The sequence below is a fragment of the Arthrobacter sp. 3Tela_A genome, from assembly GCF_049311025.1.
In the GTDB taxonomy this organism is placed as follows: Bacteria; Actinomycetota; Actinomycetes; order Actinomycetales; family Micrococcaceae; genus Arthrobacter_B.
This window is the reverse complement of sequence record NZ_JAXIOM010000002.1, coordinates 37,519-60,277: the sequence shown is the minus strand read 5'-3', so window position 1 is coordinate 60,277 and position 22,759 is coordinate 37,519. Positions and strand designations below refer to the sequence as shown.

General features: G+C 65.2%; 24 protein-coding genes. 15 read left to right on the top strand and 9 right to left on the bottom strand.

The genetic code is table 11. The features are described 5' to 3' along the window. Nucleotides 1–40 precede the first annotated feature (40 nt). The 5 genes from TVC13_RS01340 to TVC13_RS01320 all read left to right on the top strand — a co-directional run bounded on the left by TVC13_RS01340 (nucleotide 41) and on the right by TVC13_RS01320 (nucleotide 4,878). On the top strand, nucleotides 41–850 hold the full coding sequence (locus TVC13_RS01340) for a helix-turn-helix transcriptional regulator (protein WP_422399442.1): 810 nt from the start codon (nucleotides 41–43) through the stop codon (nucleotides 848–850). After that, nucleotides 850–2,322 (top strand): Fe-S cluster assembly protein SufB, encoded by a 1,473-nt coding sequence (sufB, locus tag TVC13_RS01335; RefSeq protein ID WP_422399441.1) that lies wholly within the window; start codon nucleotides 850–852, stop codon nucleotides 2,320–2,322. Before TVC13_RS01340 ends, sufB begins: the two co-directional genes overlap by 1 nt. Further along, the gene (sufD, locus tag TVC13_RS01330) at nucleotides 2,322–3,677 is read left to right on the top strand and encodes a Fe-S cluster assembly protein SufD (RefSeq protein WP_422399440.1); all 1,356 of its coding nucleotides are present in this window, start codon (nucleotides 2,322–2,324) and stop codon (nucleotides 3,675–3,677) included. The genes sufB and sufD overlap by 1 nt, the downstream gene beginning before the upstream one ends. Before the next feature lie 65 nt (nucleotides 3,678–3,742). Further along, a complete protein-coding gene (gene sufC / locus TVC13_RS01325) occupies nucleotides 3,743–4,513 on the top strand; it encodes a Fe-S cluster assembly ATPase SufC (RefSeq protein WP_422399439.1) in 771 nt (256 codons plus the stop codon). A 35-nt stretch (nucleotides 4,514–4,548) separates the two neighbouring features. Continuing rightward, complete coding sequence (locus tag TVC13_RS01320) at nucleotides 4,549–4,878, top strand: metal-sulfur cluster assembly factor (protein ID WP_152228009.1); 330 nt, start codon at nucleotides 4,549–4,551, stop codon at nucleotides 4,876–4,878. Nucleotides 4,879–4,957: 79 nt separating this feature from the next. Here TVC13_RS01320 and TVC13_RS01315 read toward each other — a convergent pair whose 3' ends face one another. Genes TVC13_RS01315 through TVC13_RS01305 form a run of 3 tightly spaced genes read right to left on the bottom strand, consistent with a single transcriptional unit; the run spans nucleotide 4,958 to nucleotide 6,986 of the window. Continuing rightward, nucleotides 4,958–5,578 (bottom strand): energy-coupling factor transporter transmembrane component T family protein, encoded by a 621-nt coding sequence (locus TVC13_RS01315; RefSeq protein ID WP_422399438.1) that lies wholly within the window; start codon nucleotides 5,576–5,578, stop codon nucleotides 4,958–4,960. Continuing rightward, complete coding sequence (locus tag TVC13_RS01310) at nucleotides 5,575–6,291, bottom strand: energy-coupling factor ABC transporter ATP-binding protein (RefSeq protein WP_422399499.1); 717 nt, start codon at nucleotides 6,289–6,291, stop codon at nucleotides 5,575–5,577. Before TVC13_RS01310 ends, TVC13_RS01315 begins: the two co-directional genes overlap by 4 nt. Continuing rightward, nucleotides 6,288–6,986, bottom strand: a complete 699-nt coding sequence (locus TVC13_RS01305; RefSeq protein ID WP_422399437.1) for a biotin transporter BioY — start codon at nucleotides 6,984–6,986, stop codon at nucleotides 6,288–6,290. The genes TVC13_RS01310 and TVC13_RS01305 overlap by 4 nt, the downstream gene beginning before the upstream one ends. Before the next feature lie 202 nt (nucleotides 6,987–7,188). Between TVC13_RS01305 and TVC13_RS01300 the strand changes: the two genes are divergently transcribed. Beyond that, the gene (locus tag TVC13_RS01300; protein WP_422399436.1) at nucleotides 7,189–8,787 is read left to right on the top strand and encodes an ABC-F family ATP-binding cassette domain-containing protein; all 1,599 of its coding nucleotides are present in this window, start codon (nucleotides 7,189–7,191) and stop codon (nucleotides 8,785–8,787) included. 81 nt (nucleotides 8,788–8,868) lie between these two features. On the opposite strand, the gene TVC13_RS01295 is transcribed toward TVC13_RS01300, so the two are convergent. Genes TVC13_RS01295 through TVC13_RS01285 form a run of 3 tightly spaced genes read right to left on the bottom strand, consistent with a single transcriptional unit; the run spans nucleotide 8,869 to nucleotide 10,394 of the window. Then, nucleotides 8,869–9,747: an SURF1 family protein gene (locus TVC13_RS01295; protein WP_422399435.1), complete on the bottom strand. Its 879-nt coding sequence runs from the start codon at nucleotides 9,745–9,747 to the stop codon at nucleotides 8,869–8,871. Continuing rightward, entirely contained in the window at nucleotides 9,748–10,002 is a 255-nt protein-coding gene (locus TVC13_RS01290) for a hypothetical protein (protein WP_422399434.1), read from the bottom strand. Then, entirely contained in the window at nucleotides 9,999–10,394 is a 396-nt protein-coding gene (locus TVC13_RS01285) for a DUF3099 domain-containing protein (RefSeq protein ID WP_422399433.1), read from the bottom strand. Before TVC13_RS01285 ends, TVC13_RS01290 begins: the two co-directional genes overlap by 4 nt. Before the next feature lie 146 nt (nucleotides 10,395–10,540). Between TVC13_RS01285 and TVC13_RS01280 the strand changes: the two genes are divergently transcribed. Both TVC13_RS01280 and TVC13_RS01275 read left to right on the top strand, forming a co-directional pair. Next, a complete protein-coding gene (locus tag TVC13_RS01280; protein ID WP_422399432.1) occupies nucleotides 10,541–11,269 on the top strand; it encodes a beta-ketoacyl-ACP reductase in 729 nt (242 codons plus the stop codon). 119 nt (nucleotides 11,270–11,388) lie between these two features. Beyond that, nucleotides 11,389–12,132: an SDR family oxidoreductase gene (locus TVC13_RS01275; RefSeq protein ID WP_422399431.1), complete on the top strand. Its 744-nt coding sequence runs from the start codon at nucleotides 11,389–11,391 to the stop codon at nucleotides 12,130–12,132. A 19-nt stretch (nucleotides 12,133–12,151) separates the two neighbouring features. Here the strand turns inward: TVC13_RS01275 and serB are convergent, their stop codons facing one another. Further along, complete coding sequence (gene serB, locus TVC13_RS01270; protein ID WP_422399430.1) at nucleotides 12,152–13,066, bottom strand: phosphoserine phosphatase SerB; 915 nt, start codon at nucleotides 13,064–13,066, stop codon at nucleotides 12,152–12,154. Between the two features lie 113 nt (nucleotides 13,067–13,179). Here serB and TVC13_RS01265 point away from each other — a divergent pair, with 113 nt between their 5' ends. From TVC13_RS01265 to TVC13_RS01235, 7 genes are all read left to right on the top strand, one after another. Next, nucleotides 13,180–13,968, top strand: coding sequence for an ABC transporter ATP-binding protein (locus TVC13_RS01265; protein ID WP_422399429.1), 789 nt, complete (start codon nucleotides 13,180–13,182; stop codon nucleotides 13,966–13,968). A gap of 17 nt (nucleotides 13,969–13,985) precedes the next feature. Further along, complete coding sequence (locus TVC13_RS01260) at nucleotides 13,986–14,786, top strand: sulfite exporter TauE/SafE family protein (protein ID WP_422399428.1); 801 nt, start codon at nucleotides 13,986–13,988, stop codon at nucleotides 14,784–14,786. Next, nucleotides 14,787–15,593 (top strand): TrmH family RNA methyltransferase, encoded by an 807-nt coding sequence (locus tag TVC13_RS01255; protein WP_422399427.1) that lies wholly within the window; start codon nucleotides 14,787–14,789, stop codon nucleotides 15,591–15,593. It abuts the gene before it with no gap. 91 nt (nucleotides 15,594–15,684) lie between these two features. Then, on the top strand, nucleotides 15,685–16,539 hold the full coding sequence (locus TVC13_RS01250) for a hypothetical protein (protein ID WP_422399426.1): 855 nt from the start codon (nucleotides 15,685–15,687) through the stop codon (nucleotides 16,537–16,539). A 151-nt stretch (nucleotides 16,540–16,690) separates the two neighbouring features. Next, nucleotides 16,691–16,948: a type B 50S ribosomal protein L31 gene (locus TVC13_RS01245; protein ID WP_055241121.1), complete on the top strand. Its 258-nt coding sequence runs from the start codon at nucleotides 16,691–16,693 to the stop codon at nucleotides 16,946–16,948. Between the two features lie 130 nt (nucleotides 16,949–17,078). Beyond that, on the top strand, nucleotides 17,079–18,152 hold the full coding sequence (locus TVC13_RS01240) for a lipoyl protein ligase domain-containing protein (protein ID WP_422399425.1): 1,074 nt from the start codon (nucleotides 17,079–17,081) through the stop codon (nucleotides 18,150–18,152). 43 nt (nucleotides 18,153–18,195) lie between these two features. After that, nucleotides 18,196–18,528, top strand: a complete 333-nt coding sequence (locus tag TVC13_RS01235; RefSeq protein ID WP_422399424.1) for a cupin domain-containing protein — start codon at nucleotides 18,196–18,198, stop codon at nucleotides 18,526–18,528. Here the strand turns inward: TVC13_RS01235 and pepN are convergent. Next, nucleotides 18,525–21,137 (bottom strand): aminopeptidase N, encoded by a 2,613-nt coding sequence (gene pepN, locus TVC13_RS01230; protein ID WP_422399423.1) that lies wholly within the window; start codon nucleotides 21,135–21,137, stop codon nucleotides 18,525–18,527. The genes TVC13_RS01235 and pepN overlap by 4 nt on opposite strands. A 4-nt stretch (nucleotides 21,138–21,141) precedes the next feature. Continuing rightward, nucleotides 21,142–22,740, bottom strand: coding sequence for a hypothetical protein (locus TVC13_RS01225; protein ID WP_422399422.1), 1,599 nt, complete (start codon nucleotides 22,738–22,740; stop codon nucleotides 21,142–21,144). Between the last annotated feature and the right edge of the window lie 19 nt (nucleotides 22,741–22,759).

Below are 22,759 nucleotides of genomic sequence, written 5' to 3'. Positions count from 1 at the left end.
CTTGAGGAATGGATTAGGTCATGATTGTGTTGTGTATTCTGTGAAGAGTTCAGAGACGGAGACCTCTCCGGCGGACAACGGGGCGGTGAAACCCGCCCCGCAGCCTGCTGCCAGGGAGTCGGAAGAGCGCACCCGGGACCGCGTACTCGGTTCGGTACTGGAACATGGCCCAGTCAGCGCTGCGGAGCTTGGCGAGCGGCTCGGCTTTACGCCGGCTGCCGTGCGGCGGCACCTTGATGCACTGGAACGCCAGGGCCTGATCGAGGTCAAGCGGGTCTCCAGCCCCGGAGCGGGAGCAGGACGCCCGGCCCGCCGCTACGTGGTGAGCCAGCAGGGCCAGTCCTACCTGGGGAACGACTATCTGACCATAGCCACGGAAGCACTGCGGGCACTCGGTGCCGCTGCGGGACCGGAAGCGATTGAGGCTTTCGCTGCGGCACGGTTCAGGAAGATGGAAGAACGCTACCGCCCGGTGCTCGACGCCGCCGGCCCCTCTTTGGAGGACCGAGCCCAGGCGCTCTCCGCCGAACTGACGAAGGACGGCTTCGTGGCGTCCACAACCATGATCGGCACCAGCCGGACACCCAGCACCCTGCTGAGCATCCAGCTGTGCCAGGGGCACTGCCCCATTCAGGCGCTTGCCAGCGCCTACCCCGTCTTCTGTGACAAGGAGACCGAAGTTTTCTCCCGGCTGCTGGGGGTGGACGTGCGCAGGCTGTCCACGCTTTCCCGCGGCGGGCACGTTTGTACGACCCACATCCCCGTGGGCCGTTCGAAGTCTGCGCCTCACCAGCCGGTGGGCTCCGCAACCACCCAGTCCACATCCACTCATCAGCAAGAAAGGCCGTGATGACGGATCAAGTAACCCGGAAGGCAGAGGCACCTGCGGTGCCCGATTCCGTGATTTCAGACATTCTGGAAAAGAACCCCGAGCTCGAGGGCATTGGCACCTACGAGTACGGCTGGGCCGACTCAGATGTCGCCGGGTCCAACGCCCGCCGCGGCCTCTCCGAGGAGGTTGTCCGTGACATTTCGGCGAAGAAAAACGAGCCGGAATGGATGCTGGACCTGCGCCTGAAAGGGCTGAAGTACTTCGACCGCAAGCCCATGCCCACCTGGGGTGCAGACCTCTCCGGCATCGACTTCGACAACATCAAGTACTTCGTGCGCTCCACGGAGAAGCAGGCAAACACCTGGGAAGACCTCCCCGAAGACATCCGCAACACGTACGAGAAGCTCGGCATCCCCGAAGCTGAGCGCGGCCGCCTGGTTTCCGGTGTCGCTGCGCAGTACGAATCGGAAGTTGTGTACCACCAGCTCCGCGAGGACCTGGAACGCCAGGGCGTCATCTTCCTGGACACGGACACCGCACTGAAGGAACACCCGGAAATCTTCCAGGAATACTTCGGCACCGTCATTCCGGTTGGCGATAACAAGTTCGGTTCGCTGAACACCGCCGTCTGGTCCGGCGGATCCTTTGTGTACGTTCCCAAGGGCGTCCACGTCGAGATTCCGCTGCAGGCCTACTTCCGCATCAACACGGAAAACATGGGCCAGTTCGAGCGCACGCTGATCATCGCTGACGAGGACTCCTACGTCCACTACATCGAAGGCTGCACCGCTCCGATCTACACCTCGGACTCGCTGCACTCCGCCGTCGTCGAAATCATCGTGAAGAAGGGCGCCCGCGTCCGCTACACGACCATCCAGAACTGGTCCAACAACGTGTACAACCTGGTGACCAAGCGCGCCATTGCACACGAAGGCGCCACCATGGAGTGGATCGACGGCAACATCGGTTCCAAGGTGACCATGAAGTACCCGGCTGTCTACCTGGTCGGCGAGCACGCCAAGGGCGAGACCCTCTCCATCGCCTTCGCCGGCGAGGGCCAGCACCAGGACACCGGCTCGAAGATGGTGCACATCGCGCCGAACACCAAGAGCTCGATCATCTCGAAGTCCGTTGCCCGCGGCGGCGGCCGTGCTGCGTACCGCGGCCTGGTCCAGGTCCGCGAAGGCGCGAAGAACTCCGCCAACACCGTCCGCTGTGACGCCCTGCTGGTAGACACCATTTCCCGCTCGGACACCTACCCCTACGTGGATATCCGCGAGGACGACGTGACCATGGGCCACGAAGCAACTGTCTCGCGGGTCAGCGAGGAGCAGCTGTTCTACCTGATGTCCCGCGGCCTTCCCGAGGACGAGGCAATGGCAATGATCGTGCGCGGCTTCATCGAGCCGATCGCGCGTGAACTGCCGATGGAATACGCCCTTGAACTCAACCGCCTCATCGAACTCCAGATGGAAGGAGCCGTCGGTTAATGTCGAAGCTTAACGACGCCGTAGTAAACACAGCCGAGAACGTCGCTGAAACCGTAGCCGAGAAGGTCAGCAATGCATTGGAAGGCGTCAAGGCACGCATCGGGGCTCCCTCAGGGGACCGCCGGGTCCGCATTGACGGTTTCACCGAGGAAGGCGAAAACCTCTCCCCGCTGAACGATTCTTCCCCCGTTTTGGGCGGCGACAGCAGCAAGTCCCACAGCCACGGCGGCGGGGCAGGCATTCCCGACAGCTCCCGCGCCGGGCGCCTCACCTCCTTCAACCGCGCCGACTTCGGCAAGCTGACCGGCCGCGAAGAGGACTGGCGGTTCACCCCGCTCAAGCGCCTGCGCGGCCTGCACACCCAGGAGCTGACCGGCACCGCTCCCGAGGTCGCCGTCGTCGCCCCTGAGGGTGTCACCGTGGCCGGGATCGGCCGGGACGACTCCCGCATCGGAACTGCCGGCATTCCGGAAGACCTGGTTGCAGCAGCAGCCTGGGAAGCCTTCACCGAGGCCACCCTGGTCAGCATTCCGAAGGACACCCAGGCAGAGGGCACCGTCACGCTGTCCATCACCGGTGCCGGTACCGAGCCCGCAGCCCAGCACATTGTCATTGAGGCCGGCGCCTTCTCCAAGGCCGTCGTTGTGCTGGACCACAAGGGTTCCGCCACGCTTTCCCAGAACGTGGAAATCCTGGTCGGTGACGGCGCTGAACTCACCGTCATTACCGTCCAGGACTGGGATGATGACGCCGTTCACGCGTCCGCCCAGTACGCCCGAATCGGCCGTGACGCGCGCTTCAAGCACGTCGCGGTCAGCCTCGGCGGCGATCTGGTACGCGTCACGCCGTCTTCGAAGTTCACCGCAACCGGCGGCGACGTCGAGATGTTCGGCCTGTACTACGCGGACGCCGGCCAGCACCTGGAGCAGCGGCTCTTCGTTGACCACGCCGTGGCCAACTGCAAGTCCCGCGTGATGTACAAGGGTGCCCTGCAGGGCAAGGACGCGCACACCGTGTGGGTTGGCGACGTGCTGATCCGCAAGGAAGCTGAAGGAACCGACACCTACGAGGTGAACCGGAACCTGCTGCTCACCGACGGCGGCCGTGCTGACTCCGTTCCCAACCTTGAGATCGAAACCGGTCTGATCGAGGGCGCCGGCCACGCCAGCGCCACCGGCCGGTTCGACGACGAGCACCTGTTCTACCTGATGGCCCGGGGCATCCCCGAGGACATCGCACGCCGCCTTGTGGTGCGCGGCTTCCTGAACGAAATCATCCAGCAGATCAAGGTTCCGGAACTGGAAGAGCGCCTGACCGCCGCCGTCGAGCGCGAGCTCGCCGCCGTCGAGGCCTAGGCCCTCCTTCTTCTTCGAACCTGCAGACCGCACCGCACGCGTGCAAAGAGAAAGCGAAACTACGCATGTCCACTCTTGAAATCAAGGACCTTCACGTCAGCATCGAGACCGAACAGGGTGTCAAGAAGCAGATCCTGAAGGGCGTCAGCCTGACCATCAACACCGGCGAAACGCACGCCATTATGGGCCCGAACGGCTCCGGCAAGTCCACCCTGGCTTCCACCATCGCCGGCCACCCGCGCTACACCGTTGACAGCGGTTCCATCACCCTGGACGGCGAAGACGTCCTGGCGATGAGCGTTGACGAGCGCGCCCGCGCCGGCCTCTTCCTGGCCATGCAGTACCCGGTCGAGGTTCCGGGCGTCACCATGACCAACTTCCTGCGCACTGCCAAGACCGCACTCGACGGCGAAGCACCGTCCCTGCGCCACTGGACCAAGGACGTCAAGAGCGCCATGTCCCAGCTGCGCATCGACGCCGACTTCGCGCAGCGCAACGTCAACGAGGGCTTCTCCGGCGGTGAGAAGAAGCGCGTGGAGATCCTCCAGCTCGAGCTCTTCCACCCCAAGTTCGCCATCCTCGACGAGACCGACTCCGGCCTGGACGTCGATGCGCTGAAGGTTGTCTCCGAAGGTGTCAACCGCGAACATGAAAACGGCAACATGGGTACCCTGCTGATCACGCACTACACGCGGATCCTGCGCTACATCAAGCCGGACTTCGTTCACGTCTTCGTTGACGGCCGGATCGCAGAGCAGGGCGGCCCTGAGCTCGCCGACCGCCTTGAAGAAGAAGGCTACGACCGGTTCACCAAGACCGGCGCAGTCAGCGCCTGAGCACACCAGGCACGCCGGAATACGAGGAGCAGAACATGAGCGACGCCAATCTGGCCCAGACGTCCCTGGAGGACGTCGAAGAGGCCCTCAAGGACGTCATTGACCCCGAGCTGGGGGTGAACGTCGTCGATCTGGGCCTGTTGTACGGGCTGAAGTACGCCGAGGACGGAGCCCTGCTTATCGACATGACCCTGACCACCGCCGCCTGCCCGCTGACCGATGTCATTGAGGAGCAGACCGGCAAGGCCCTGGAAGGGATCGTCGACGAGTTCCGGCTGAACTGGGTGTGGATGCCGCCGTGGGGTCCGGAAAAGATCACCGACGACGGCCGTGACCAGATGCGGGCCCTGGGCTTCAACATCTAGCCGGGCCTGGCTTCAATACGCTTGGAAGGGCGGACACCTGCTTATGGGGTGTCCGCCCTTCCGGCGTTGGGACTGCCGTTCAGTCCTGTTCCGGCTCGCCGATGCCGCGCGCGGCCAGGGCGTCACCGGTCTGCTGAGCGTACGCCACCGCCCGGATCACAACGGGAACGGCAAGTGCCCGGGGGCTGCGTTCAAGGCCGCGTGCCTTCGCTGAGTTCCGGACGTCCGCGGCCGACCCCAGCAGATACGGGACACTGCGCAGCATCAGGGCCAGCGCCAGGCCGAACCGCTCGGGATCCGCCCCGAAAACGCGCAGCGGACGCACCAGGGCCACGGCGCCGTCGAGCAGTTCAGGCACCGGAACGGTGAGGAGCAGCAGCCGGGCCGCCAGGGCACAGACCGTGATGTTGCCGGTCACTGTCACAGCCGTCCAGATTCCGGCTGACCAGAACTGGAATACACCGAGAATCAGCAGGACAGGCCACATTAGCTTCAGCGGCCGGAGGAGCTCGCGCCGCAGCCCGGCCCCGGCGTAGCCCAGCGCGGTCAGCACCGCAGCCGCACCGGTCGCCGCCGGGTGGGCGGCAGCCAGCGTCGCCAGCGAAGCGAGAACAATGGCGGCAGCCTTCAGCCTCAGGGGCGCGCGGTGCACCGGGCTGGTGCCGGGCCGGTAGGCGCCCAGGTGCATGCTGTTGCTCACCGGCCCACTCCGTCTGCCGATGCCGCAAGCTGCCGGTACGCCGCAATGCTCTCTGCCGGCGGTCCGTCGGCAACGATCCGTCCGTTGTCCACCACAAGGACGCGCTGCGCGTCGGCGGCGAAGTCCAGGTCGTGTGTGGTGAAGATGACCTGCTGGGGGAGACCGGCCAGGATCCTCCGGAGCCGGGCGGTGTTGCGCAGGTCCAGCAGGGTGCTGGGTTCATCAGCCACCAGAACTCCGGGATCCGTTGCCAGAACTGCCGCCAGGGCCATTAGCTGGCGTTCACCCCCGGAGAGGTCGTAGATACTGCGGTCAGCCAGGTGCAGCAGGCCAAAACGCTCCAGTACCTGTTCCGCCGCGGCCCGCCTTGGGCCAGGGCTGCGGATACTGCGGCGCAGGGAGAGTTCGACGTCGTCGCGCCCGGTGGGCATGACCAGCTGGGAGAGCGGGTCGGTGAACACGAAGCCCACCCGCCGCCGCACGGAGGAGCCCTGCCGGGCAGTGTCTGCTCCCTCGACGCTCACGCTGCCGCTGGAGGGCAGCAGCAGGCCGTTGATCAGCCGGAGGAGGGTGGATTTGCCCGAACCATTGGCGCCGATCACGGCGATCCGGGGTTCTTCGAGCGTCAGCGAGACCGGATACAGGATGGGCGGATCTTCCGGTCCGGAGTCGGGAGCCAGGACCTCAGCCGCACGGAACTGGACAGTCATCAGCGGTGTGCCGGCTTCCGCCCCGGCTTCACTCCCGGTGCCAGCTTGGGGAACGCGGCGAAGACGCTGAGTGCTACGGCGGCTGCGGCAAGGTTTTTCACGACATCACCCGGCCAGAACAACATATCGGCGCCCAGTGCGGCGGGGAAGGACAGGTTGGCGTTGAGCATCATGCCGGCGATGCCCAGCGGGTGAACAACCAGGAAGCTGGTACCGAGTCCGGCGGCAAAGAGCAGGGCGAAGCGCGCCCTGCGGATCCGGCGCAGCAGGAAGCGCACCAGCAGTCCGGCCACGAGCGCCGCCAGCGGGAAGGACAGCAGGTATCCCGCCGACGGTCCGGCGAGCACACCCAGGCCGGAACGGAACCCGCTGAAGACGGGGAGCCCGGCCAGGCCGGCCACGAGATAAAGGCCTACGGCTGCGGCGCCGCGTCCCGGGCCGAGGATCATGCCGGTCAGAATGACGGCGAGGGTCTGCAGCGTGATGGGAACACCTGCGGCCAGCGGGATTCCGGGCAGCAATGAGAGTGCCGCGACCAGTCCCGCGAAGACCGCAATGTAGGAGAGGTCCGCGGCGCTCCGCCCCCGCCGTGATGGGACACCGGGGGAGGGGACCGAAGCGGCGGATGCTGGTGCGGGTGCTGGTGCTGGTGCTGGTGCGGCAGGTTCCGGGGCGTGGGCCATTTGTGCTCGTTTCATCGGGGTCCTACAAGATGCTGCGGAGGGCTCCGGGAATCCTGCCCGGTATTCCCGAGACTAGACCCGCTCCGGTGCGTTTGCCTTTGTTGGGTTCCTACAAATCTGCTAAAGCCGGTAGACTTGAAAGGCTGCCTTCGCAGAATCCGCGTCTGACCCCGTGCAACGCGCCTACAATCCATTTCCTTCGAAAGGTCCCTCCTTAGTGATTGCCGTATCTGAACTCGAGCTGCGTGCCGGCGCACGCCTGCTCATGGAAGCGGTTTCATTCCGTGTGGACAAGGGAGACAAGATTGGGCTCGTAGGCCGCAACGGCGCCGGCAAGACCACGCTGACCAAAGTCCTCGCCGGAGAAACCCTTCCGGCAGCCGGGCATATCAAGCGCACCGGCGACATCGGCTACCTGCCGCAGGATCCGCGTACTCCGGACATGGAGCAGCTGGCCCGTGACCGCATTCTTTCCGCCCGCGGCCTGGACAAGGTCCTCACGGAACTGAAGAAGTGCCAGGACGAGATGGCCAGCGATGATTCAAAGGTCTCCGACAAGGCCATGAAGCGCTATGACCGGCTGGAAGCGGAGTTCCTCTCCGCCGGCGGGTACGCGGCCGAGTCCGAAGCAGCCACCATCTGCGCGAACCTGGCCCTGCCGGACCGGCTGCTGAACCAGCCGCTGAAGACGCTCTCCGGCGGCCAGCGCCGCCGCGTGGAGCTGGCCCGGATCCTCTATTCCGACGCCGAGACCATGCTCCTCGATGAGCCCACCAACCACCTCGACGCCGACTCGATCGCCTGGCTGCGGGAGTTCCTGAAGAACCATACCGGCGGCCTGATTGTGATCAGCCACGACACCGGCCTGCTCGAAGCGACCGTCAACAAGGTCTTCAGCCTGGACGCCAACCGCGCCACGATCGACATCTACAACATGGACTGGAAGCGCTACAAGATCCAGCGTGAGACGGATGAGCGGGCCCGCAAGCGCGAACGCGCCAATACCGAAAAGAAGGCCGGTGCCCTGCTGGCACAGGCCAACAAGATGAAGGCCCGTGCCTCCGGCGCTTCCGCTGCCCAGAGCATGCTCAAGCGTGTTGACCGGCTGATGAGCGGCCTGGACTCAGTGCGCGCCACGGACCGTGTCGCAGCGCTGCGCTTCCCGGATCCTGCTCCCTGCGGCAAGACTCCCATGATGGCTGAGGGCCTGAGCAAGAGCTACGGCTCCCTGGAAATCTTCACCGACGTTGACCTCGCCATTGACCGCGGTTCCAAGGTTGTCATCCTGGGCCTCAACGGTGCCGGCAAGACCACCCTGCTGCGGATGCTGGCCGGCGTTGATACTCCGGACACCGGACGCATCATCCCCGGACACGGCCTGAAGATCGGCTACTACGCCCAGGAGCACGAAACCCTGGACACCGGCCGCAGCGTGCTGGAGAACATGCGCTCCGCTGCGCCGGACATGGACGACGCCGAGGTCCGCAGCGTGCTCGGTTCCTTTATGTTCAGCGGCGATGACGTAGACAAGCCCGCCGGTGTGCTTTCCGGCGGTGAGAAGACGCGCCTGGCGCTGGCCACCATTGTGGCGTCCTCCGCCAACGTCCTGCTCCTCGACGAGCCCACCAACAACCTCGATCCGGCCTCCCGCGAGGAGATCCTGGGTGCCCTGAGCAACTACTCCGGCGCCGTCGTTATGGTCAGCCACGACGAGGGTGCCGTAGCGGCCCTGAACCCGGAGCGGGTTGTCCTGCTGCCCGACGGCGACGAGGACCACTGGAACGAGGGTTACCTGGACCTCGTCACCCTGGCGTAATCCAGCGCAGACGAATAAAAGGCCGCCGTCCCCGAGGGGGCGGCGGCCTTTTACGTGTATCGGTGTCAGCCGGAGGAGGCCCTAGAAGCCCTGGGAGTCCAGGATGGCGTCTTCCTCTTCCTCTCCGGTGGGGCCGCGGCGCCTGCGGACCGGCCGTGTCCGGCGGGGCGCCGGTGCTGCCGAGTGGACCTCGTCGCCGTCATCCCAGTCTTCGTCGTCTTCCTCGCCGGCCTCGATGATGTTCCAGGCTTCCTGCCGGGCCGCGTAGCCAAACCCGACAAAAAAGAGCAGGCCAAAGGCGTACCACTGAAGTGCGTAGGAGAGGTGCGGGCCTTCATCCAGTGCCGGCTTCGGTGCAGCCTCGGGCCGGTCAGCAGGTGCCGGATCCTCGGTGTCCATCAGGCCGTAGGCAGCCTGCTCAAGCGGGTACCCAATCTGATCCTGGTACTCAGCAATGTCGATCGATGCCAGCTGGCCTTCCGGAGCGCCGCGCAGCAGTGTGGGTTCCGCGGGCTTGAGCCGGGCGGTGACTGTCACTTCGCCCTCCGGGGCAGCAGGGACCTCGTCCGGCCAGCCTGCCTCGTTGTCGCCGATCGGCAGCCAGCCCCGGTTAATGACGACGGCGGTGCCGTCGGCAAGCTTGAGCGGCACCAAAACCTCGTAGCCGGGACGCCCGCTCAGCGGACGGTTGCGGACAATCCGCTGGTTGGCGGTGTCATACGTGCCGGTCAGCTCAACGGGAAGCCATTCTGCCGAGGGATCGAATTCCTCGAAGTAACCCGCTGCCTCCTCGAACGGAACCGGATCCGCCGAGTAGTTCGTTTCCACCCAGCCGATGTCTTCGCGGATGGCGTCGCGGCGTTCGAGCTGCCACGTGCCCAGGAAAGCGCAGACGGCTGCCAGTGCGCACACCAGGGCGAACCAGCCCAGCCAGCGGCTGGAGAGGAGGAACTTGTACATCTAGGGCGTGTCGCTTTCGGTTCCGGCGCCGGGGAGGGGGAGCGTTTCTTTCCAGAGGGAGCGGACCTGGAGGTATTCTTCCAGCCAGCCGCGGTGTTCCCCGCAGGCCAGCCAGATTTTGCGGCGCTCGGGGGTATGGATCTTGGGGTTGTTCCACAGCAGCTGCCACTCGGCGTCGGCACGGCAGCCCTTCCGGGAACAGCGGGCACGGTCTTCGGATCCGGCTCCGCCGGATAACTGGTCAAGCAGGTTCATGCGCCCGGTGCCTGCGTTCCGCGGCCTGAGGGGCCGTCGTCGTCGATGATTTCCCCACTGAGCACGGTGGTGCCGGGGTTGTCCGGCGCGGGGGACACACGCGCCTCAAGCTGCTGGGGAGCGGACGCCTCATACGGAGAGTCCCCGCCCAAATTGCTGCTGTCGCTGCCTCCGTTGGCGATTACGACGGCGAACCAGGGCAGCACGACTGCGCCTGCCACCACCACCCACAGCATCCAGCCGTGAACGAAAAAGAGCAGGAAAAGGCACACCATGCGAATGCTCATGGAAATCGTGTACTTGACCATGCGCGCGTGCATCTCGTCGGTATGAGCCGAGCGGGCGTCCGTAATCCGCGGAATGCGGGCGCCGCGGCGGGATAGCTTTCTCATCCCTGGGTCATCGCAGAATCGTCACTGGGTCATCACTCTCCAAACAGATCTCCCCATTGTCTCACTGCTGCCCGTGAACTTGTAGTTGCCTCGGGCGCCGATAGGATCGGATTCGAACGCCCCGCCCCGAACCGTAAGGATTTTTTGTGCAGAACGATTCCCAGACCCCCGCCGGCCGCAGTGTCCTCGTCACCGGCGGAAACCGCGGCATAGGCCTGGCCATCGCCAAGGCGTTCGTGGAGGCGGGGGACAAGGTGGCCATCACCTACCGCAGCGGCGATGTCCCCGAAGGCATGCTCGGCGTCAAGGCTGACGTGACCGATATGGCTTCCGTCGACGCCGCGTTCACCGAGGTCGAAGCCGCCCATGGCCCTGTGGAGGTGCTGGTGGCCAATGCAGGAATTACCCGGGACACCCTGCTGCTGCGCATGAGCGAAGACGACTTCACTGACGTTGTGGACACCAACCTCACCGGAGCCTTCCGGGTAGTCAAGCGTGCTTCCAAGGGAATGCTGAAGCTGCGCCGCGGCCGGGTTGTGCTGATTTCCTCGGTCGTGGGACTCTACGGTTCCCCGGGGCAGGTCAACTACGCCGCGTCCAAGGCCGGTCTGGTAGGCATAGCCCGCTCCCTGACCCGGGAACTGGGTTCACGGAACATCACCGCCAACGTCGTTGCGCCCGGGTTCATCGATACGGACATGACCCGCGCCCTGCCGGAGGACACACAGAAGAACTACCTGTCCTCCATCCCTGCAGGCCGCTTTGCGGCTCCGGAGGAAGTGGCCGGAGTTGTCCGCTGGATCGCCGGGCCGGAAGCCGGCTACATTTCCGGCGCAGTCATCCCCGTGGACGGCGGACTGGGAATGGGACACTAGCGCGCACGCATGCCGGCGGGGTATTCCTTGGAGGTTTCCACCAACGCGCCCGCCGGTACGTGCTGGCAGGATGGGAAGCAGAGAGCACATCTTTAGCTAATTTCCACAAAGGAGTACTTATGGGCCAGCTCGAGCACAAAGCGGCAATCGTCACCGGATCTTCCCGGGGCATCGGCGCTGAGGTCGCAAAACTGCTCGCCGCCGAAGGCGCAGGCGTAGTCGTCAACTACCGCCAGAAGGCGCCCCGTGCCAACAAGGTGGTTGCCGGGATTGAGGCGGCAGGCGGCCGGGCCGTAGCGGTCGGTGCGGACCTGACTTCTTCCGAAGGCCCCGCCGCGCTGGTGGACGCCGCCCTGGATTCCTTCGGCAGCCTGGACCTGCTGGTGCTCAACGCTTCCGGCGGTATGGAAACCGGCGTGGAGGACGACTACGCGCTGAAGCTCAACCGTGACGCCCAGGTCAACATGCTCAGCGCCGCCGCAGCGCAGATGAAGCGGGGCTCCCGTGTGGTCTTCGTGACCAGCCACCAGGCCCACTTCATCAACACCGTTCCAACCATGCCGGAGTACGAGCCCGTCGCCCGGAGCAAGCGTGCCGGTGAAGACGCTCTGCGCGCACGGATTCCGGAGCTGGAGGAAAAGGGCATCTCGCTCGTTGTGGTTTCCGGCGACATGATCGAAGGCACGGTCACGGCCACCCTGCTGGACCGCGCCAACCCGGGTGCAATCGAAGCGCGCCGCGAAGAAGCCGGCCGGCTCTACTCCGTTGAGGAGTTTGCCGCCGAGGTAGCCCGCATGGCCCTTGCCGATGTGCCGACCGGGCACACGGAATACGTGGGCGGAGCGGACTACCTCAGCGCCTAGATCCTGGAACTTCCAGTAACTAGAGCTTCACGAAGTGCTGAACCACGTCCAGGCTGGGCAGGTTCAGCACAGCATCAGCGGCGGCCTGCACTGCCGGCTTGGCATTAAACGCCACGCCCAGTGCGGCCGCCGCCAGCATGTCCAGGTCATTGGCGCCGTCGCCCACCGCGATGGTCTGGTCCAGCCGGATATCAAGTTCCGCCGCCCATTCCCGAAGCGAACGGGCCTTGACCGCACGGTCAACCACCTCGCCGGTCACGGAACCGGTGAGCACGCCGTTTTCGACCCCCAGCTGGTTGGCGCGGGCGTAGGTGAGCTCCAGGGCGGACGCCAGGGGAGCGAGGACCTGGTTGAAGCCGCCCGACACCACCGCCACGGCGTGGCCGGCGGACAGGAAGGCCTTGACCAGCGCCTCGGCACCGTCGGAGAGCTCGATCCGCGTCCCGACTTCCGCGATCACGGATTCGGGCAGGCCGGCAAGTGTTTTCACCCGGGCATGCAGGCTCTGGGCAAAGTCCAGCTCGCCGCGCATCGCTGCCTCGGTCACGGCCGCGACTTCTGCCTCACGCCCGGCGTGCGCAGCCAGCAGCTCGATGACCTCCTGCTTGATCAGGGTGGAATCAACATCCATGACCAGAAGCTTCCGGCCGGGTTCCACCAGGGATGCGGGGACGACGGCGCTCTGGGCGGGGGCAGCTCCACCGTCCAGGGCCGCTGCGGCAGCGGCGGTGACGGCAGTCCGCAGCGCCGCGAGAGGGCCGTCGTAGGTTACGAACAGTTTCGAAACCACATAGCCGTCCCCTTCGGCGTTCTCCAGTTCAACGATCCGCGCCCCGGCGGCGGCAACGGCCTGCTGGACCCGTCCGAGGTACGCGTCAGCGAGTTCGCGTCCGTAGCTGACAACGCTGTATTCCGGAGAGGTTTCAGGGGACATGCGTGGATTCCGATCTTCGTGCAGTGCGGGCGGCCGGTCTGGACACGGCCGTGGGACGTGCGGCGGCGTCGCGTTTCGCCAACGCGCCTTTCTTTAGCCTAGTGTCTACTGCTATGAGTGATGTTCTTGAATTTGCCGGAGTAAGTGTCGTCCGGGGCGGAAAAACCCTATTGGACGGCGTGAACTGGCAGGTGAGGGAAGGCGAACGCTGGGTCATCATGGGACCCAACGGCGCCGGCAAGACCACGCTGCTGCAGATTGCCGGCGGCCGGATGCACCCGACCCGCGGCATGGCCGGAATCCTGGAAGAAGTCCTGGGCGCCGTCGACGTTTTTGAACTGCGTCCGCGCATCGGACTCGCCTCTGCTGCCCTTGCCAACCAGATCCCCGAGCACGAGACCGTCCTCAACGTAGTCCTCACCGCCGCCTACGGCATGACCGGACGCTGGCGCGAGAAGTACGACAAGCTTGATGAGCGGCGCGCTTTCCGGCTGCTGCATGACTGGGGAATGTCCACGTACATTAACCGCAGGTTCGCTTCCCTGAGCGAAGGCGAACGAAAGCGCGTCCAGATTGCCCGCGCGCTGATGACGGACCCTGAACTGCTGCTGCTGGATGAGCCTGCCGCCGGCCTGGACCTGGCCGGCCGCGAAGACCTCGTCCAGCGCCTGGCCAACCTGGCGGCGGATGAGGACGCACCGGCGATCGTCCTGGTGACCCACCACCTTGAAGAAGTTCCGCCGGGCTTCACCCACGCACTGCTGATGCGCGAGGGCACCGTTGTTGCCGCCGGTGCCATCGACACCGTGTTCACCGAAGAGCACCTGAGCACCGCCTTTGACCTGCCGCTGGCCGTCCAGCGGGATGCCGGCGGCCGCTACACCGCCACGGCCCGCCGCTAAACAGAACCTCCAGCTGAATGTTCCTGTCTTCGGCAGGGTGGCTTCACGACGCCCTGGTCCTGTTCGCCGGCCTTTGGGCCGGAACCATCAACGCGATAGTGGGCTCGGGCACCCTGGTGACTTTCCCGGTGCTCGTGGCACTGGGCTATGCGCCGGTGGCCGCCACCATCAGCAACGCCATGGGACTGGTGGCAGGGAACATCGCCGGCTCCTGGGGTTACCGGCGGGAACTGGCGGGACTCGGCGGCACCCTGCTCCGGCTCCTGCCGGCCTCGATTCTGGGCGGGATCACGGGTGCCTGGCTGCTGCTGCACCTGCCGGAGGATGTCTTCGGCACCGTGGCTCCGTTCCTGATCGTGCTGGCCCTGCTGTTCGTTGTTTTCCAGCCCAAACTCCAGGCCTGGGTGCGCGCACGCGCGGCGAGGAATGAGCAGGCCGGGGACGTCCCGGAGGGCCCTGCCCGTCCGTCCTGGCAGCTGACCGTGCTGATTTTCCTCGCCGGCGTGTACGGCGGGTACTTCGTAGCCGCACAGGGCATCCTGCTGGTCGGTATCCTGGGCATCTTCCTCCACGGCACCCTGCAGAACGCCAATGCCGTCAAGAACGTCCTTGTGCTGGGCGTGAACGTGGTGGCCGCGTCGTCGTACCTGCTCTTCGCCTTCGACCGGATCATCTGGCCCGTCGTAGCACTGATCGCGGTCGGCTCGCTGATCGGCGGATTCGTTGGGGCGGCCGTTGGCCGCAGGCTGCACCCGGTGGCCCTGCGCACGGTGATCGTAGTGCTGGGGCTGGTGGCCCTGTGGATTATGGTTTTCTAAGTGAGCCTTGTACACCTTGAATCCGCCGATGACCCCCGTGTCTCCGACTACACCCGGCTAACTGACACCGCGCTTCGCCGCCTCCGTGAACCGGCCGAGGGTATGTACATCGCCGAATCATCCAAGGTCCTGCGGCGGGCCATCGACGCCGGCCACACCCCCCGGTCCTTCTTCCTGGCGGAGAAATGGCTGCCTGATCTGCAGGACATCCTGGACCGGTTCCCGGAGGTTCCCGCCTTCGTGGGCACGCCCGGGATACTCGAGTCCATCACCGGCTTCCACCTGCACCGCGGAGCCCTGGCTGCCATGCACCGGCCCGCACCGCTGGAACTGGCCGGAGTGCTGGCTGCCTCGCAGCGGATTGCCATCCTGGAAAACATCGTCGACCACACCAACATCGGGGCGATTTTCCGTTCCGCCGCAGCGCTCGGCGTGGACGCAGTGCTGGTCAGCCCGCAGTGCGCAGACCCGCTCTACCGCCGCGCCATCCGGGTCAGCATGGGCACGGTCTTCCAGGTGCCCTGGCTGCGGCTGGAGTCCTGGCCCGGCGCGCTCACCGAACTGCGGACTGCCGGTTTCACCACGGCCGCCCTGGCTTTGGAAGAAGATTCCCTGTCCCTGCAGGAGCTGGGGGAGCGCCGCTATGACCGGCTGGCGCTCATTCTGGGCACGGAAGGTGACGGCCTGGCACGCAGCACCCTGGCCGAAGTGGACCTGACGGTCCGGATTCCCATGCAGCGCGGAGTGGACTCCCTGAACGTGGCCGCAGCCTCCGCCGTGGCCTTTTGGGAATGCCGGGTTATTTAGCCTCTTCCCCGCTTATATCCGGGACATATTGGTGCCACACTGGGCGGTGCACGAAGCACCACCGTCTTTCTTGACCCCCGGGGGGCAGTCCATGCCAGCACGCAAGCACGGTTATCGGCGGATTTCCGCTCTGTGCCTTGCGGCCGCACTGCTCCCGGCTGTGGCAGCCTGCGGGCCGACGGCGGACCAGGTGACAGCCAGGACGGAAGCCCGCACATCCACGCCCGCCGCGCCCCCGCCGGTTCCCCAGCAGGCCCGGGTGCGTACTGCCGAACCTGATCCAACCATCGTTCCGGAGCCCATCCAGGTCACCGTGAGCGGCGCCCAGGCAGGTATGGCCGAACCAGTCCAGGAAGCCTGCCAGTTGCTGCTTCGACAGGACACCGGAGAGTTCGCAGAAGCAGGGAACTGTGTGGCAGCTGCCATGGAGGCGGGGACTGGAGGGGAGCAAAAGGTGACGACGACGGCCAGCTGGCTGCCGCCGGGAACCTACACGATGGTCTTCCGCACCGCCCCCGAGTTCGCCATGGAACTGCAAAGTGCCGACGGCGAGCTGGCGATCTCCGTTGCCGGCGGCACCAGGACACTGCGGACACCGGAGTCGGAGGTGAAGGCGGATTCCTCCGGCGGCGCGGAAGAAACCTATGCCGCTGTCCTGGCCGACGCGGCTGAGCTCACTGCCAATCCGGAACGGCTCCGCGGCCTTATGCAGACCGCCGGCCCTGCCCGGGCTGAATACGGAGTGGACTACAACGGTGCCCCGGCAACCCGGCTGACCGCCGTCGTCGAGCCGGAAAACCCGGGCGACTTCGCGGGGACGGTTGTGCTGACCCTTGACGATCTTTACCGCCCGCTCCTGGTCGAGTATGCGGGAACAAACCGCGGCATCAATACCTCCATCCGAGCGGAGATCTCCGGCTGGGGAAGCAGCGGGGCACTGCGCTAAGCTTTCGGGTGCCGGGGCAGATGCTGCCGCCGTGCCGCTTTTGCGCAGAATGGCCCACCTTGCGCTAACATTGATTGTTGGCCAATCGGCCTCAAGAGCTTTGAACCCCAATGTGCCTGGCAAAATCCAGTCACCTAGAGAAGGTATTACTGTGAAGTCTGACATCCACCCCACGTACGCGCCGGTAGTCTTCCGTGACCTTGCGTCCGACACCGCGTTCCTGACCAACTCCACGGCGACGTCCTCCAAGACGATCGAATGGGAAGACGGCAACACCTACCCGCTGATCGAGGTGGAAATCTCCTCCGCATCGCACCCGTTCTACACGGGCAAGCAGCGCATCATGGACTCCGCCGGCCGCGTGGAGCGCTTCAACGCACGCTTCAAGGGCTTCGGCGGCAAGAAGTAGCCTTAGCGCTACTTGGCAGCTGCCTAGAATTGAAAGGTCCGTCCGGAATGTTCCGGGCGGGCCTTTCGTTTACGTCCATACCCGGCGCGGATGCGCTGCGAGCAGTAGGAATTCTTCCAGGAGGATCAGCATGAGCGAAGCACACGACGGCAGCCGGCACGGGGAGTACAAGGTCCCCGGAGGCAAACTGGTCGTGGTGGACCTCGAGGTGAAGGACGGCCGCCTGGATTCAGTGTCCCTCAGCGGTGATTTCTTTCTGGAACCCGATGACGCGCTCGAGGAGATCAACGCCGCATTGACCGGCCTCTCCGCCGAGAGCACCGCGGAGCAAATTGCCGACGCCGTCCGCTCCCGGCTGCGCCCGGACGTTGTTATGTTCGGCTTCTCGCCCGAGGCGGTTGCCATCACCACCCGGCGGGCGCTGGCCAAGGCAACCAGCTGGGGAGACCACGAATGGGAGATCATTCCGCCCACCCCGCTTTCCACGCACATGCACGTGGCCATGGACGAAGTCCTGGCAGAGGAAGTCGCCGCAGGGCGGCGGAGCCCCACACTCCGGTTCTGGGAGTGGGAGTCCCCGTCCGTGGTGATCGGCAGCTTCCAGTCCCTGCGCAACGAGGTGGACCCTGAGGGTGCCGAGCGCCACGGCGTCACCGTTGTGCGGCGGATCAGCGGCGGTGGTGCCATGTTCATGGAGCACGGCAACGCCATCACCTACTCGCTCTACGTTCCGCAGTCATTGGTGGATGGTCTGAGCTTTGCTGATTCCTATCCCTTCCTGGATGCCTGGGTCATGGAGTCGCTGGAACGCCTGGGCATCAAGGCCTGGTACCAGCCGCTCAATGACATCGCTACGGACCAGGGCAAGATCGGCGGCGCGGCGCAGAAGCGGCTGAGCTCCGGAGCCATGCTCCACCACGTGACCATGTCCTACGACATCGATGCGGACAAGATGGTCCAGGTGCTGCGCATAGGCAAGGAAAAACTCTCCGACAAGGGAACCCGCAGCGCCAAGAAGCGGGTGGATCCGCTGCGCCGGCAGACAGGGCTGAGCCGCGAGGACATCCTGGACACCATGATCAAGACCTTTGCTGAACGCTATGGCGCGAAGACCACCGGCATTTCCGAGGCGGAGATGGAACGTGCCAGGGAAAAGGTCGTCTCCAAGTTCGATACTCCGGAATGGATCAACCGGGTCCCGTAGTCCCTGCTACCTAACCGCACGAACGGCATCTAGACTTCCCGGCATGGAAAAGAAGTCGCTAACGGCGCTGGTAAGGAACCATCTGGAGACGGCCAGGCAGGCTTCCTCCGGCCGAAGCGCAGCCACCGTGTACGGCGGGCATGAGCATGTGATGCGCCAAACCGTCATCGCCCTGGCCGCGGGTTTTAGCCTGGACGAGCACGAGAACCCCGGCGAGGCCACCATTACCGTGCTCAAGGGACGGATCACACTGCTCTCGGAGGGCGAGAGCTGGGAAGGTTCGGCCGGGGACCTGCTGATCGTTCCGCAGGCCCGCCACGCGGTCAACGCCGTCGAGGACTCGGCTTTCCTGCTCAGCGTCGCCAAGCGCCGCTAGCGCGCGGCCGCCTGGGCCCGCAGTGCCCGCAGCAGCTGGTCCTGGGACTCGATGATGATGCGGCGCAGCGCAGCCGGGGCTTCCCGATTGGCTTCAAGCCATTCCTGGCTCAGCGCGAGCACCGGATGGTCGGCCGGTACGGTGTGCTGGGGCAGGTCCTGCGCGATCGGATACAGGCCGGCAACCACACGTGAGGCAAGTTCGATGCTCCGGCTGGACCAGACGGTCTCCAGGTCTGCGAAGTAGTCCGGGATGAAGGCGTCCAGAAGTTCGTGCCCGCCGATGTTAAAGCCCTCGATGGTTGCCGACAAAAGCTCATTGGACAGCTCTCCGGCATGGACCGCGGCTTCCCAGGCAGCTGCCTTGACACCCGGATCGGGCAGCGCCGCGGCTGCCACGGTGTAACCGACCCGGCCGGCAGCTGTGTTGTCGGCCGCCAGCTCAGCCTTGAACTCTTCCGGGCCTGCCGAACCTGTTCCTGCCAGTGCCTGCCACAGCCGCCACCTCAGGTCCGCGTCCACGGTCAGTCCCGGGTAGGAGACGCTGCCGGAGAGCAGCCCGCGCAGCAGCTCATTGTGGCTGGTGGTGTAGCGTCCCAGCGCGGCGGCCGTCCTGGCCAGGATCAGCTGGCTGTCGCTTCCCTCCGGGGCATCCGCGAGCTGGTCGGCTACGGCGGTGATGAGCTGCTCTCGCAGTGCGGCACGTATCTCGGCGGGCGCGTAGCGTTCGACGGCGGTGCGTGCGTTGTCCAGCAGCACCTGCTTCACACCTGCGCCGGGCTCGGACGGGGCCGTCCGAATCACCAGGCGAAGGTAATCGCGGGCGGACAGGACGCCGTCGCGCACACTGTTCCACAGGGCAGACAGACAGATGGCGCGGGCGAGCGGGTCCCGCAGGCGGGGAAGCGACTCCAGCAGAGTGGCCAGCGACGCCGGATCGAACCGGATCTTGGCGTAGGTGAGGTCGCCGTCGTTGGGCAGCAGCAGTGCAGGCACGGGCTTCCCGGCGAGCTCAGGCACCGGGGTACGGCGGCCGGCGACGTCGATCTCCACGAAACCGGTGCGTTCTAGCCAGCCGTCTTCAGTGAAGTCGTAGGAACCCAGCCGCACGCGGTGCGGCCTGGGCATCTGCTCTCCGCTGACCGGATCCGGTGCGTCCTGAAGGACGGTGACCGAGGCGTAGGTGCCGTCCGGAGCTGTCTGCGCCTCCACGGAGAGGACGGGAACGCCCGCAGTCTGCAGCCACAGCCGGGACCATTCGCTCATGTCCCGGCCGGAGGCCGCGCCGAGCACGTCCAGCAGGTCCGCCAGGGTGGTGTTGCCCCAGGCATGCCGAGCAAAATAAATGCGTGAGGCGTCGATGAACGCCTCGAACCCGACGTAGGCTACCAGCTGCTTGAGCACCGAAGCGCCCTTGGCGTAGGTGATGCCGTCGAAGTTCTGCTTGGCCGCCTCCAGGTTCTGGATGTCCGCCACGATGGGGTGCGTCGTGGGCAGCTGGTCCTGGACGTAGGCCCACGCCTTGCGGCGGTTCGCGAAGCTGATCCACGAATTCGTCCATTCCGTCGCTTCATCCACGGCGAGGGCACCCATGTAGTCCGCGAAGGACTCCTTGAGCCACAGGTCGTCCCACCAGCGCATGGTCACCAGGTCGCCGAACCACATATGGGCCATCTCGTGCAGAATAGTGTTCGCCCGTGCCTCGTACTGGGCCTCGGTGGCCTTGGTCCGGAACACGTAGGCCTCGGTGAACGTCACGAGGCCCGGGTTCTCCATCGCGCCCAGGTTGTATTCCGGCACAAAGGCCTGGTCGTACTTCCCGAAGGGGTAGGGGTAGGCGAAGAGCTGGTGGAAATAGCTGAGCCCGCGCTTGGTGGTGTCGAAGATGCTGTCCGCGTCGAAGTGCTCCGCGAGCGAGGCGCGGCAGTAGGCACCGAGGGGAACAACCAGCTCGTCACCGTTGGGAAGGGAAGTGCTCCAGGTGTCTTCGGCCTTGAAGTATGGTCCTGCCAGCACTGTGGTGATGTAGGTGGAGATCCGCTTTGTGGGGGAGAAATCCCACCGGCTGAGGGTGCCGTCTCCCAGCGGCGTCCGTGCCGCCTCCAGGCCGTTTGATGCTACTTCCCAGTTCGTGGGCGCAGTGACGTGGAACGTGAAAGCGGCCTTGAGGTCCGGCTGTTCAAAGTTGGCGAAGACCCGCCGGGCGTCGGCCGGCTCGTACTGCGTGTACAGGTATGTTGCGCCGTCCGCGGGATCCGTGAACCGGTGCAGCCCTTCGCCGCTGCGGCTGTAGAGGGCTGTGCCCTCAACACTGACGATGTTGGTTCCGGCAACCAGATTATGCAGCATTATCCGAGAACCGGTCACCGTCTCCGCCGGGTCATAGGCCTTTCCGTTGACAACTACGGCCTCGACTCCGCCGTGGATAAAGTCGAGGAAGGTCGAGGCGCCCTCCTCGTCGCAGTCGAAGGTAATGGTGCTCCGTGACCGGAATCCCGCTGCCGCCGGGTCGGCAGCACTGCCGAGGTCCAGTTCGACGTCGTAGGAATCAACACGCAGCAGGGCGGAACGGGCAGCTGCTTCTTCGCGGCTCAGGTTTTCGTTAGGCACCAGTTCATTCAACCACTTCGTCCGATGATGGGGGAGGCGGCGTGTCCCGGGCGCGCTGCTGCCGGGACAGGCGCCGCCGGTCAGCGGGTCCCCATGCTCCCGCAGCCAGACGCTGCATTGAGAGGCTGCCCAACACGATAAAGAACGGAACATACAGGTAGAGGAACCGGGCGCGCCCTTCGGAGAGAGCCAGGAACACAAACAGTCCGAGCAGCGCAATCCGGACCGTCACCGCACCGCGGGAATTCAGCGGCGGGCCACGCAGGAACAGCCCCGCACCGCACAGGGCCAGGACGAGGAACCAGGTTCCCTGCCACACGTTCAGCAGGACACCAAAGCCCGGGCGTCCAGGTCCGTAAAAGTCCTGGACGGTGCGGCTCAGCGGATCGTCCGCGATGAAGTCGTCCGCGGTCATCCTGCCTTCGCCCCAGCTGAAGAATGACCCGTCACCCGTCATCCAGCGGAGCTTCGCGTTCAGGAACCCGGCGTAGCCCCAGGGGCCCATCGCGGCAACACGCTCACGGTAGGCTTCCACTCCGGCGTCAAACCGTTCCTGGGGGTCCGCAATCTGCTGTGTCCCGATTCGGTCCTGCTCGTTATACGCGCCGTAGTAGTCCCCATGGCGGCCCGGATACTGCTGTGCACCCACCTTGAGGAAATGGGTGAACGGCATGGCCAGTTCCTTATCAGCGCTGTCCTTGCCCAGCAGGGATCCTGTCCAGGCACCGAGGACAGCGCTGGTCCCGGCGAAGCAGCCGGCAGCCACGGCTACCGACAGCACACTCGTCAGAAGATCTTTCCCCCAGGATCGACGGCGAGGGGAAAGCAAAGTGACGAGCGCAGCGGCTACCAGCACTATAAGCACCGTCGGTTTAACCCCGTAGCCCACGGCGGACAGTGCTCCTGCAGCCGCCCAGAGCAGCAGGCGGCCCGGCAGCCGGCACCTGCCTGCCACGACCAGAAGGCAGAAGATCGAAATGGTGAACGGGAGCGCGGCCGTATCGGAATAGAAAACCGGCAGCCACGGCGAAAGGACAATCAGGATGATTGAAGGGACCAGAGTCATTCTGGCGGCCCGGCGCCCGCCGAGAAGAGCCGCCGCGGCGTAGGTGAGCAGCACGCCGCAGAAAAGCAGTGCAGCGCCCAGGTAGGCCACGGACTGGCGCAGATCCTGCGCACCCAGCCCGTCGGCAACCACTAGATATCTGCTCAGCAGGAGCATCAGGAGGGTGTTGTTCGGGTTGGCCTGAAAGTAGTTCCCGTCCACAGCTTCCGGCCCTCCCTCGAGCGCAAGACCCCTGGCCGAAAAGAACACAACTGCAGCATCCCAGTCCGGCGGCAACCGGACAGCGTCAGCGAATCTCATCAGTACTGCGAACACGGCCGCCCAGCCCAGAACGGATCCCATGACCTGGATCCACCGGAATCTGAGCAGGCGGTCCAGTAGGTCCAGCAACCACGGGATGCCGAGCATCAGTGCCAGGACAGCTGCGCCTGCAAGCAGCGCCGCCCAGGTCTCGTAGCGTGAGAACCCGTATGACGGAACGAAGAGGTTGGATACGAGAAGCCAGAGCGCCAGTGCACACCAAACGGATCCTGCCACCCTCGGAAGCAGCCCGGCG